The 11,954-nt window shown below is 59.7% G+C and carries 11 protein-coding genes; 4 read left to right on the forward strand and 7 right to left on the reverse strand.

The annotated features are described in order from the left end of the window. The first annotated feature begins 77 nt into the window (after positions 1-77). The 4 genes from rplS (at position 78) to IG616_RS08835 (ending at position 4,594) form a co-directional block, all read left to right on the forward strand. Complete coding sequence (gene rplS, locus IG616_RS08820) at positions 78-554, forward strand: 50S ribosomal protein L19 (RefSeq protein WP_192147778.1); 477 nt, start codon at positions 78-80, stop codon at positions 552-554. A 305-nt stretch (positions 555-859) separates the two neighbouring features. Then, positions 860-2,272, forward strand: coding sequence for a 3-isopropylmalate dehydratase large subunit (leuC, locus tag IG616_RS08825; RefSeq protein ID WP_192147779.1), 1,413 nt, complete (start codon positions 860-862; stop codon positions 2,270-2,272). Between the two features lie 289 nt (positions 2,273-2,561). Beyond that, positions 2,562-3,119, forward strand: coding sequence for an HNH endonuclease (locus tag IG616_RS08830; RefSeq protein ID WP_192147780.1), 558 nt, complete (start codon positions 2,562-2,564; stop codon positions 3,117-3,119). 104 nt (positions 3,120-3,223) lie between these two features. Continuing rightward, the gene (locus tag IG616_RS08835) at positions 3,224-4,594 is read left to right on the forward strand and encodes a pilus assembly protein (RefSeq protein WP_192147781.1); all 1,371 of its coding nucleotides are present in this window, start codon (positions 3,224-3,226) and stop codon (positions 4,592-4,594) included. 80 nt (positions 4,595-4,674) lie between these two features. Here the strand turns inward: IG616_RS08835 and acs are convergent, their stop codons facing one another. From acs to IG616_RS08870, 7 genes are all read right to left on the reverse strand, one after another. Beyond that, positions 4,675-6,612, reverse strand: a complete 1,938-nt coding sequence (acs, locus tag IG616_RS08840) for an acetate--CoA ligase (protein ID WP_192147782.1) — start codon at positions 6,610-6,612, stop codon at positions 4,675-4,677. 262 nt (positions 6,613-6,874) lie between these two features. Beyond that, on the reverse strand, positions 6,875-7,507 hold the full coding sequence (ureG, locus tag IG616_RS08845) for an urease accessory protein UreG (RefSeq protein ID WP_192147783.1): 633 nt from the start codon (positions 7,505-7,507) through the stop codon (positions 6,875-6,877). After that, a complete protein-coding gene (locus IG616_RS08850) occupies positions 7,504-8,223 on the reverse strand; it encodes an urease accessory protein UreF (protein ID WP_192147784.1) in 720 nt (239 codons plus the stop codon). The genes ureG and IG616_RS08850 overlap by 4 nt, the downstream gene beginning before the upstream one ends. 258 nt (positions 8,224-8,481) lie before the next feature. Beyond that, the gene (locus tag IG616_RS08855; RefSeq protein ID WP_192147785.1) at positions 8,482-9,000 is read right to left on the reverse strand and encodes an urease accessory protein UreE; all 519 of its coding nucleotides are present in this window, start codon (positions 8,998-9,000) and stop codon (positions 8,482-8,484) included. Then, on the reverse strand, positions 8,997-9,602 hold the full coding sequence (locus IG616_RS08860) for a glutathione S-transferase family protein (protein WP_192147786.1): 606 nt from the start codon (positions 9,600-9,602) through the stop codon (positions 8,997-8,999). Before IG616_RS08860 ends, IG616_RS08855 begins: the two co-directional genes overlap by 4 nt. Before the next feature lie 137 nt (positions 9,603-9,739). Beyond that, entirely contained in the window at positions 9,740-11,452 is a 1,713-nt protein-coding gene (gene ureC / locus IG616_RS08865; RefSeq protein WP_192147787.1) for an urease subunit alpha, read from the reverse strand. Between the two features lie 51 nt (positions 11,453-11,503). Beyond that, positions 11,504-11,929, reverse strand: coding sequence for a lysozyme inhibitor LprI family protein (locus IG616_RS08870; RefSeq protein WP_192147788.1), 426 nt, complete (start codon positions 11,927-11,929; stop codon positions 11,504-11,506). Positions 11,930-11,954: the final 25 nt, after the last annotated feature.

Below are 11,954 nucleotides of genomic sequence, written 5' to 3' on the forward strand. Positions count from 1 at the left end.
CAAAGATGGTGAACCCGTCCGGATGCTTTTCTTTCCGGACGCTCTGACCGCTTTGAAACTGACAAAGGAAATATGCCATGAACATTATCGAGCAGCTGAATGCTGAAGAAATGGCGAAGATCGAAGCAGCCCGCAAGCTGCCGGAGTTTTCCCCGGGTGACACCGTCAAGGTCAACGTGAAGGTGACCGAAGGCAACCGTACCCGTACCCAGGCTTACGAAGGCGTTTGCATCGCCCGCTCCGGCGGCGGCATCAACGAATCCTTCACGGTCCGCAAGATCTCCTACGGTGAAGGCGTGGAACGCGTGTTCCCGGTCTTCTCCCCGATGATCGAAGGTGTTGAAGTTGTCCGCCGCGGTAAGGTCCGCCGCGCGAAGCTCTACTACCTGCGCGACCGCCGCGGTAAGTCCGCACGTATCGTGGAAGCAACCAACGCCCGCGCAAAGCGTCTTAACGACGAAGTCCGCGCTGAGGCAGCTGCTTCCAAGGCAGCAGCTGCTGCTGAAAAGGCTGCTGCTGCAGAAGCTGCCGCTGCTGAGACCGCTGCCGAATAAGACCGGCGCGCTCGTCGCGGAAAACATCAAGGGGCGGGCCGTTGGCTTGCCCCTTTTTGTATTTTGTAACCGGTTTCCCGGCTGAGCTTTTCCCGGCCGGGATGCGGTTTCAATCTCACTTGACAAAAGCTCAACTCGCCAGCCTTGACCGCGGCGGGGGCTTTGAGTCATTGAGAGGGAGAGAGTGGGGTCTTGCGGGCAGTTTGCCCCACCCCCGGCGATCATGGACAGGCCCGGTCTCCTTTTTTAGGAGGCGCGTGACGCGGACAAGAACAAGGCCTGTCCCCGGTTTCAGGAGAGAACCAATGACCAAGGCCAGGACGCTTTACGACAAGATCTGGGACGACCATGTCGTCGATATGCAGGAAGATGGCACGGGCCTGCTCTATATCGACCGCCACCTCGTTCATGAGGTGACGAGCCCGCAGGCGTTCGAAGGCCTGCGCATGACGGGGCGCAAGGTGCGTCAACCGGAAAAGACGCTCGCCGTCGTCGACCACAACGTTCCGACCACCGACCGCAGCCTGCCGAACCCGGATCCGGACAGCGTGACCCAGATCGCGGCTCTGGCCGAGAACACCCGGGAATTCGGCATCGAGTATTATGACGCTTTCGACAAGCGTCAGGGCGTGGTGCACATCGTCGGTCCGGAACAGGGCTTCACCCTGCCGGGCATGACCATTGTCTGCGGCGACAGTCACACCTCCACCCACGGTGCATTCGGCGCACTGGCTCACGGTATTGGCACGTCCGAAGTGGAACACGTTCTGGCCACCCAGACGCTGATCCAGAAGAAGGGCAAGAACATGCTGGTCCAGGTCGATGGCCAGCTGCCGGAAGGCGTGACCGCCAAGGACATCATCCTTGCGATCATCGGCGAAATCGGTACGGCAGGCGGCACCGGCTATGTCATCGAATATGCAGGCGAAGCGATCCGCTCCCTGTCGATGGAAGGCCGCATGACCATCTGTAACATGTCGATCGAAGGCGGCGCACGTGCCGGCCTGATCGCGCCGGATGAAACCACCTTCGAATACATCAAGGGCCGTCCGAAGGCGCCGAAGGGCGAAGCCTGGGACATGGCTGTAGAATACTGGAAGAGCCTGAAGACCGACGAAGGCGCGCATTTCGACAAGGTGGTGACGCTGGATGCGGCTAACCTGCCGCCAATCGTTACCTGGGGCTCCTCCCCGGAAGACGTCGTCTCCGTGACCGGGGTCGTGCCGAATCCGGACGATATCCAGGAAGAAAACACCCGCAAGTCCAAGTGGCGTGCGCTGGAGTACATGGGCCTGGAACCCGGTACCAAGATGACCGACGTGAAGGTCGACCGCGTCTTCATCGGCTCCTGCACCAACGGCCGTATTGAAGATCTGCGCGCAGCCGCTGCCATGGTCGGCGGCCGCAAGGTGGCCTCGACCGTCAGCGCGATGGTTGTTCCGGGCTCCGGTCTCGTCAAGGAACAGGCGGAAGCCGAAGGCCTCGATAAGATCTTCAAGGAGGCCGGTTTCGAGTGGCGTGAGCCGGGTTGCTCCATGTGCCTGGCCATGAACCCGGACAAGCTGAAACCGGGTGAGCGCTGCGCGTCCACCTCCAACCGAAACTTCGAAGGCCGTCAGGGCTTCAAGGGCCGCACGCACCTAGTCTCTCCGGCTATGGCGGCTGCCGCTGCGATTGCCGGTCACTTCGTCGACATCCGCGACTGGCCCAAGGCCTGATTCGGCCGGAATATGGAACTTGAGACGGGCGTCCTTGCGGCGCCCGTTTTTATTTCCAGGGCAGCAAACAACGCCAAACGCGGGCCACGTATGAAAACGTCAGTTCCATCAGACTGTTAAGTGCATTCTGGAGCTGTCATTTCTGGCTCTGTCTCAGGCAGGCTCTGCGTATTTATCAGGCTTCACAAGACTGTCATTGCAGCACTACAATACTCCCGTCTCATGAAGACTGTTCCTTCCTGCGGAACATCCGTCCGGAAGGCCCATCTAAAGGCATGAGGAGCGGACAGTGACGATTGCAGTTGCGTCTGGCGCACATCCGGCGTTGGTGCTTAATGCGGACTACAGGCCCTTAAGCTACTACCCGTTGTCGCTTTGGTCGTGGCAGGACACGGCAAAGGCTGTGTTCCTCGACAGGGTCAACATTGTCTCGGAGTACGAGACGGTGGCACGAAGTCCGAGCTTTGAATTCCGCCTCCCGAGTGTTGTCTCTCTCAAGACCTTCGTTAAACCCAGCCGTTATCCTGCCTTTACCCGTTTCAATGTCTTTCTGCGCGACAGGTTCCAATGCCAATATTGTGGTTCGCGCGATGAACTGACCTTCGATCATCTGATCCCACGCTCCAAGGGCGGCCAGACAACCTGGGAAAATGTGATCACCGCTTGCTCTCCCTGCAACTTGAAGAAAGCCAACAAATCCTGCGAGCAGCTGAACATGTGGCCCATGCACATGCCGTTCCAGCCCTCCATTCAGGATCTGCACAATCACGGCCGGGGCTTTCCGCCAAACTATCTGCACGAGAGCTGGCTTGATTTCCTGTACTGGGACACCGAACTCGAACCGTAAGCTGATGTGCCTGCCGAACCACGCACCGGTTTTATTCGTGATGATTCAGGAAAATGCAATTCATTCCGGTGTAGTGGTCTTCTGAAGCCTTCAGGAGACGGACAATGCGATCAGGTGCAGCTCGGAAACTCTGGAAAGCCTGCTGGCAACTACCGGCGAATGATCGCGGTTCCATCCTTCCAATTTTCGCACTCCTCTCTTTCCTGGTTATTGTGATCGCAGGGGCGGGGGTTGATTTTGCCAGAGCGATTAGCGAGCGCGAAGCCATTGCGACGGCTTTGGACGGTGCTGCGCTGACGGTTGCGACGCAATTGTCGTCTTCTGTCATGTCCAACGAACAGATTGATAAGGCATTGAAGGATGCATTCCGCGCGAATGCCTCGCATGTAACCGATGTGACCAAGGCTCTCTCAGATCTGACCTTTGTCGTGGATTCGGAAGCCGGGACTGTCACGGTGCAGACCAAAGCCACGGTACCGACCATGTTCATAGGCCTCGGAGGAATTGGGCCTAAAGAGCTTTCTGTAAACACCCTGACGCAGGTCAGTTACTCGAAGTTTGATGTGGAACTTGCCCTTGTTCTCGACGTCACTGGCTCCATGGCTGGCGACATGGAGGCGCTCAAGGATGCTTCCCTCGAAATCATCAACACTTTGCTTCCCGACACGGGATTGTCGTCCGATAGCAAGGTCCGGATTTCGATTATTCCCTATAGCCAGGGCGTCAATTTGGGCGAGTTTGCCCAAAAGGTGACGAACGGCGACAAGGGGACGCGGAATTGTGTGACGGAACGGCTCGGTGCAGCGAAATATACCGACCAACCTTATAATTATACGCCGCCGGCCAGTGAAAACCTGCCCACCAAGTATTTTGGCGGCGGTGATTTGAACAGCTGCGCTCCATCGCCGCAGATGGAGCCCCTGACATCGAAAAAAAACAAACTCACTTCGGCAATCGGAAAACTGAATGCAACGGGCGCCACTGCCGGTCAAACGGGCGCTACCTGGGGTTGGTATTCCTTGTCGCCGAACTGGAGCAATGTCTGGCCGAAGGACTCTGAGCCGGCTCAATACAGTGATAAGAAGACGCTGAAGTTTGCGGTCATCATGACTGACGGTGATAATAATCGTTACTATGACTATGACGCCATGATTACATACTCCGGCCGATATTGGTGGGGCGGCTATTATAGTTATCAGAAAAAATGCCCAGGTTGGTGCGAAGTTGTCGAAGGGGAATATTACGACAATGTCTCTTCAACCACCCAGCGTAAAATCTGCAAGGCGATGGATGAGGCCGGTATAACCGTTTATGGGGTGTATTTTGGCGATAAAGGAGATTCAACTGGCGCCAAAAACATGTCCGCCTGCGCGTCTGACCCGGATTCTTACTATATGGCCTCATCTTCGGCTGACTTGATCAATGCCTTTGGCAACATTGCCAGGAAGATTCAGGCTATCTACTTGGCGAAGTAGTTCGTCAGCGCCCGATAGCAAAAAGGCCCGTCATATGCGGGCCTTTTCCGTTTCGCGACTGCTTCTGCCTGTCTTCCGCCTCAGTGGCGGTTCTGGCGGTTGTCGATCAGATCATCCACGACCGCGGGATCGGCCAGGGTAGAGGTGTCGCCCAGGTTGTCGAAGCTGTCTTCGGCGATCTTGCGCAGAATGCGGCGCATGATCTTGCCGGAGCGGGTCTTCGGCAGGCCGGGCGAGAACTGGATCAGATCCGGAGAAGCAATCGGGCCGATTTCCGAACGGACGTGGTTCACCAGCTCCTTCTTCAGAGCATCCGTTGGCTCCTCGCCTTCCATCAGCGTGACATAGGCGTAGATGCCCTGCCCCTTGATGTCGTGCGGATAGCCCACGACGGCAGCCTCGGAAACCTTCGGGTGGGAAACGAGCGCGCTTTCCACTTCGGCGGTGCCCATCCGGTGGCCGGAAACGTTGATCACGTCATCCACGCGGCCTGTGATCCAGTAGTAGCCGTCTTCATCCCGGCGGCAGCCGTCACCGGTGAAGTAGAGCCCCTTGTAGGTGGCGAAATAGGTCTGAACGAAGCGGTCGTGGTCGCCGTAGACCGTCCGCATCTGTCCGGGCCAGCTGTCGGTGATGACCAGATTGCCCTCAGTCGCCCCTTCCAGGAAATTGCCTTCCGCATCGACGATGGCGGGCTGAACGCCAAAGAAGGGCCGGGTTGCCGAGCCGGGCTTCAGGTCGGTTGCGCCCGGCAGCGGGGTGATCAGGATGCCGCCGGTCTCCGTCTGCCACCAGGTGTCGACAATCGGGCAGCGCTTTTCACCGACCACGTTGTAGTACCAGGTCCAGGCTTCCGGGTTGATCGGCTCGCCCACGGAACCGAGAAGCTTTAGAGACTTGCGGGACGTCTTTTCCACCAGCTCGTTGCCGGCGCCCATGAGCGCGCGGATGGCGGTCGGGGCGGTGTAGAAAATGTTCACATTGTGCTTGTCGATCACCTGCCAGAAGCGGGAAGCATCCGGATAGGTCGGCACGCCTTCGAACATCAGCGTGGTGGCGCCATTGGCCAGCGGGCCGTAGACGATATAACTGTGGCCGGTGACCCAGCCCACATCCGCCGTGCACCAGTAAACATCGCCATCGTGGTAATCGAAGACATATTGATGGGTCATCGAGGCATAGACGAGATAGCCGCCGGATGTGTGCAGAACGCCCTTGGGCTGGCCGGTGGAGCCGGAGGTGTAGAGGATGAAGAGCGGATCTTCCGCATTCATTTCCACCGGGGCGCAGTGATCTGACACCCGGTCCGCTTCCTCGTGATACCAGACGTCCCGGCCTTCGGTCATCTTGATGTCGCCACCGGTGCGCTTGACCACGATGACCGTGTCGACAGGCGCCTTTTCGGCAGCTTTGTCCACATTGGCCTTCAGCGGTACCTTGCGGCCGCCGCGCAGGCCTTCGTCTGCGGTGATCACGCATTTGCTGGCGCAGCCTTCGATGCGCTGTGCCAGACTATCGGGCGAGAAGCCACCGAAAACGATGGAATGCACGGCGCCGATGCGGGCGCAGGCCAGCATCGCATAGGCAGCTTCCGGGATCATCGGCAGATAGATCGTGACCCGGTCGCCCTTTTTCACGCCCTTCGCATGCAGCACATTGGCGAAGACATTCACCTCGTGATGGAGCTGCTTGTAGGTGATGACCTTGCTTTCGCTGGGATCATCGCCTTCCCAGATGATGGCGGGCTGATCACCACGGGTGGCAAGGTGCCGGTCAACGCAGTTTGCGGACACGTTAAGCGTACCGTCCTCGAACCATTTGATCGAGACGTTGTGATAGTCGTAGGAGGTGTTTTTCACCTTGCTAAATGGCTTGATCCAGTCGATGCGCTTGCCGTGCTCACCCCAGAAGGCATCCGGGTTTTCCACGGACTGCTTGTACATCTCAAGGTACTTCGCATTGTCCACGTGGGCGCGCTCCGCGACCTCCGCCGGCACGGGGAAAATAGTCTCCGACATATGATAACCTCCCAGGGACCCAAATTGAGCAGCCACCGCTGATAAGAATGCGGCTTATGGTTGGCGCATTATGCGCATGCGCCCATGCAGCGTCCATACGGGCTTACTGGTACTTTCGTAGTCTGTGACGTTTCTGAGACATTCCGGCGTGAAAAAGGGAGCCAGCACGGCTCCCTTTTTCACGATGCCTCGTCACGTCAGGCTCAAAAACTTGGACGAGGTTCACAGCAAAATCTCTCACCGCTACTCTTGAGGAGAGGGTTCAGGACGGGTCCACCGCGATGGGAAGACCGCCCCGGGTGACGATGAACTCTACCACTGTCTCGACCCCCTCGCCCTGGCGCATGTTGGCAAAGAGGAAGGGCTTGCCCTTGCGCATTCTTGTGGCATCCCGGTCCATAACGGAGAGATCCGCGCCCACATAGGGCGCAAGGTCGGTCTTGTTGATCACCAGGAGGTCGGAGCGGGTGATGCCCGGTCCGCCCTTGCGCGGGATCTCTTCGCCAGCAGCCACATCAATCACATAGATGGTCAGGTCGGCGAGTTCCGGCGAGAAGGTCGCCGCCAGATTGTCCCCACCGGACTCGATCAGGATCAGGTCGAGATCCGGAAAGGCCTTGGACAGATCCGCCACGGCGGCGAGGTTGATCGAGGCGTCCTCGCGGATGGCCGTATGCGGGCAGCCGCCGGTCTCGACGCCGCGGATACGTTCAGAGGGCAGCGCCTGCGAGCGCATCAGGGCTTCCGCATCTTCGCTCGTGTAGATGTCATTGGTGATGACGGCCAGCGAATAGCGGTCGCGCATGGCCTTGCACAGCTTGTCCGTAAGTGTGGTCTTGCCGGCGCCAACCGGGCCGCCGATGCCGACGCGAAGAGGTCCGTTGGGAGAGCTCATGAGCGGAATAACCTCGAATATTTCGTTTCGTGTTCCATGGAGGCGATGTCCGCCAGAAAGGTGCTTGTGCCTAGGTCATCCAGTCCGCAGGCCTGAGCCTCTCCGGCAACCGCCGCAATCACCGGCTCCATCCGGGCCAGAACCCGCTGGCCGTCGCTCTGGCCGATCGGGACGGCGCGCACAGCGACCGAGATCAGGTTGGAGGTGAACGCCTGGAGATAGGCCGTCAGGACAGCCTCAACAGGAAGCGACCAGGCGGCTGCAGCAAGTCCGGCCGCCACCGGATAGGGCCAGGTGTCCCGCCCGGTCTCTGGATCAGAGAGCTTTTCAAGCAATCGGCAGGCGGGCGTATCTGCTTCCGGCATCCAGGCCTGACGGATAGCGCGGACAAAGGCCGTCCCCTGAGCACTGCTTTCCAGATAGCGCTCCTTGGAAGGCTGAAGTGTCAGTCCCAGGTCAATGATCTCACAGACGGCTTCTTCTTTCCCCTCGCGAGCGGCAAGCAGTGTCTGGCGCAGGAGAATGGCGTCGCTGCGCCCTGCTCCGTGACGCAGAATGTCCTCAAGCCAATCCGCAAGGGTCCCGGCATCTGTCACCACTTCGTCCTCGATCACCTGTTCCAGCCCGTGGCTGTAGGTGAAGGCCCCGACCGGGAAGGCCGGAGACAGGAAGGTGAGCAGTCGGAACAGCGCGGACGGAACGAGAGCCTCGCTCATGCGGACACCCGTCCGTTGGCATGGGAGCATCGCCCAAGTCCGGGAAACGCGGCTTCGGAGTTTGGGGCCCATCCTTCGAGACGCGACCTCCCGCCGCTCCTCAGGATGAGGGCACGGGTGAGGATAGCTTTCAAGAGAAGCTTCAAATTCCACCTCATCCTGAGGAGGCGCAAAAGCGCCGTCTCGAAGGATGGGCCAAGAACTCCACGTCTATCCGGGACATGACCCTGATCAGAGGCGAAGCAGACCTTACTGCTGTCAGTCATGGGAGTGCCCATGCTCATGGGAATGGTCATGCGCATGACTGTGTCCATGATGGGGACCGTGATCATGGCCCTGCGTCTGGCCGTGGCCATAGGCGCCGCCTTCCGGATCGAAGGGCGCGGAAACGGCGGTCAGCTTGCCGCCGAGGCGGGTTACCATGTCCTCGATCACGTGATCCCGGCGGATGCGCAGGACGCTGCCCAGGAGCTGGGACGGCAGGTGCCGGTTGCCCAGGTGCCAGGAAATCTTGACCAGATGGGCCATATCGTCAGCCGCGATTTCCACGAGGTCTTCATCAGCACCGATAACCTCTACAATCCGGCCGTCTTCCAGCTGCAGGCCGTCGCCGTGATGCAAATGCACGGCGCTTGGTGCATCCAGCAGGAAACTCAGGCCATTTGCGGCGGTCATGACCGCCCGCCGCCGGTGCCGGTCTTCCCGGTCGAGGGTGATTGTGTCTGCGGGAACCTCAGACCAGGTTCCCGCGGAAAGGATGGTGCTGACGCGGATCATGATATTTCTTTGAGTTTGTCCATGGCCGCCTGGAAGCCGGACCGGCCGCGCAGACGGGCCAGGTACTCGGCCAGGGGGCCGCTGGTGGGAATGTCGAACTTGGCCACCTGGGCCCAGCCAAAGCTGTGTCCGATGAAGATATCGGCGATGGTGAACATCTGCCCCATCACATAGGGGCCGCCGCCAAGCCGGGCCTCCAGGGTCGTCAGTGCCTTGGCAAATTCGATCCTGCAGACTTCCTTGACCGTCGGTACACGCACGTCTTCCGGGTGAATGAAGGTGTTCTTGGCGGCGGTCCAGAGCGCGCCTTCCATCTCGTCCACGCAGAACTGGGTGAAGCTGTCCTGCCGGGCGCGGTTGATCGTGCCTGCGGTGAAGGTCAGCTTGCCGTGCTTGTCGGCCAGATAGGTGCAGATGGCAACAGAGTCATACAGCACTTCGCCATCGTCGATCAGCGCCGGGATTTTGCCGGTGGGGTTGACCTCACGGATGGCGTCCGAGCCCGGACGGGCCGGGTCAAGCGTGTAGGAGGCACCAAGTTCTTCCAGGGTCCACATCACACGCAGGGTGCGCGATTGCGGGTGTCCGATGACTTTGTACATGTTCTCTCCCTATGTCTCGCGTGCCCTTCAGGCGGCAGGCGTTCCAGATAATCTAGAGCATCCTGCGTTCCGGGGAACGTGCAAAGATGCTCAGGCAATCTGAAACCGTTTGCCGTCTCCTGTTGCTGTCCAGAGGCCTAGAACAGGAAATAGCGCTGGGCCATGGGCAGTTCCGCTGCCGGTTCGCAGGTCAGCAGCTCGCCATTTGCCCGCACTTCATAGGTTTCCGGATGCACCTCGATGTGGGGCATGGCGTTGTTGTGCACCATGGACTTCTTCGAAATGCCGCCGCGCACGTTCTTGACCGGCAGGATCAGGCTCTCGAGACCGGCGGACTGCTTGACGCCGTGGTCATAGGCCGCCTTGGAGACGAAAGTCACCCGGCTGTGGGTCATGGACTTGCCGAAGGCGCCGAACATCGGGCGGTAATGCACCGGCTGGGGTGTCGGGATGGAGGCATTCGGGTCGCCCATGGGCGCTGCCGCGATGGTGCCGAGTTTCAGAACCATGTCCGGCTTCACGCCAAAGAACTTCGGATCCCAGAGCACCAGATCCGCCAGCTTGCCGACTTCGACGGAGCCGATGTGCTCGTCCAGGCCATGGGCAATCGCCGGATTGATGGTGACCTTGGAAATGTAGCGGCGGACGCGGAAATTGTCGTTCTCGCCCGCTTCCTCGGACAGGCGACCGCGCTGGACCTTCATCTTGTGCGCAGTCTGCATGGTGCGGATGATCACCTCGCCGACACGGCCCATGGCCTGGCTGTCGGAGGCGATGATCGAGAAGGCGCCCATGTCGTGGAGAATATCTTCCGCCGCGATGGTTTCCTTGCGGATGCGGCTTTCGGCAAAGGCGACGTCTTCCGGGATCGAGGCATCCAGATGGTGGCAGACCATGAGCATGTCGAGATGCTCTTCCAGCGTGTTTACCGTGTAGGGCCGGGTCGGGTTGGTGGAGGACGGAATGACGTTCAATTCGCCGCAGACCTTGATGATGTCCGGCGCGTGGCCGCCGCCTGCCCCTTCCGTGTGGAAGGCATGGATGGTGCGGTTCTTGAAGGCTGCCGTGGTGTTTTCCACGAAACCGCTTTCGTTCAGCGTGTCCGTGTGGATCATCACCTGGATGTCGTATTCATCGGCAACCGATAGGCAGGTGTCGATGGCGGCCGGCGTGGTGCCCCAGTCCTCATGCAGCTTCAGGGCGCAGGCACCCGCCAGGATCTGTTCTTCGAGAGCGGCAGGAAGCGACGCGTTGCCCTTGCCGGCAAAGGCAAGGTTCATCGGGAAGCTGTCGGCGGCCTGCAGCATGCGGGTGATGTGCCAGGAGCCGGGCGTGCAGGTCGTGGCATTGGTGCCAGTTGCAGGGCCAGTGCCGCCGCCAAGCATGGTGGTGACACCGGACATCAGCGCATCGTCGATCTGCTGCGGGCAGATGAAATGGATGTGCACATCCAGCGCCCCGGCGGTGAGGATCTTGCCCTCGCCCGCGATGGCTTCGGTTCCGGGGCCGACGATGATGTCGACGCCGGGCTGAACGTCTGGATTGCCCGCTTTGCCGATGCCAACGATGCGGCCGTCTTTAAGGCCGACGTCCGCCTTGACGATGCCCCAGTGGTCGACAATCAGGACGTTGGTGATGACCGTGTCGACCGCGCCAGCGGAGCGGGGGTGCTGGCCCTGCCCCATGCCGTCGCGGATCACTTTGCCGCCACCGAATTTGACCTCTTCCCCATAGATGGTGAAGTCCTTCTCCACCTCAATGATCAGATCTGTATCGGCCAGGCGGATCCTGTCACCGGTGGTCGGGCCGAACATGTCAGCATAGGCGGCACGGGACATCTTATAGGGCATGACGGTCCTCAATCGTTCTTCAAATTCAGTCGGGCAATCCGGGCTCGGCGGTCAGTTGCCAAGGCCTCCGGCAAGCTCCTTCAGCTCGCCGGTCCGGATCCGGGTCATCTTCGCGTAACAGCTGTAGATCAGCTGGGGCTCCATGGAGCCGCCACGGGCCTGGAAGCCGTAAGCCTCGCAGGCCTTGTCCCGGTAGGGGATCCAGGCACGCTGGGCTTCCTTCAGGGCATTGGCCGCACCGACAAGCTCCTTGGCATATTCCGCAAGTCCCTCGTCATAGCTTTTCATCTGGGCCATGGCGGCCTTGTAGGCCTTGTTCAGCTCCGCATCGGCGGCGTTCCAGTCCTGCTCGGCGCAGTAGGTGAACTCCATCTGCGTCTGCGGGTCCTGGCAGTTCACATTGGGCAAATCCTGAGCCAGCGCTGGGGCGGAGAGAGCCAGGAATGTGGCAGCAGCCAGCGAAAGTTTGTATTTCAAAATGGATCTCCTCCCAAATGCCTGG

This window comes from Roseibium litorale (assembly GCF_014842915.1).
Classification (GTDB): Bacteria; Pseudomonadota; Alphaproteobacteria; order Rhizobiales; family Stappiaceae; genus Roseibium; species Roseibium litorale.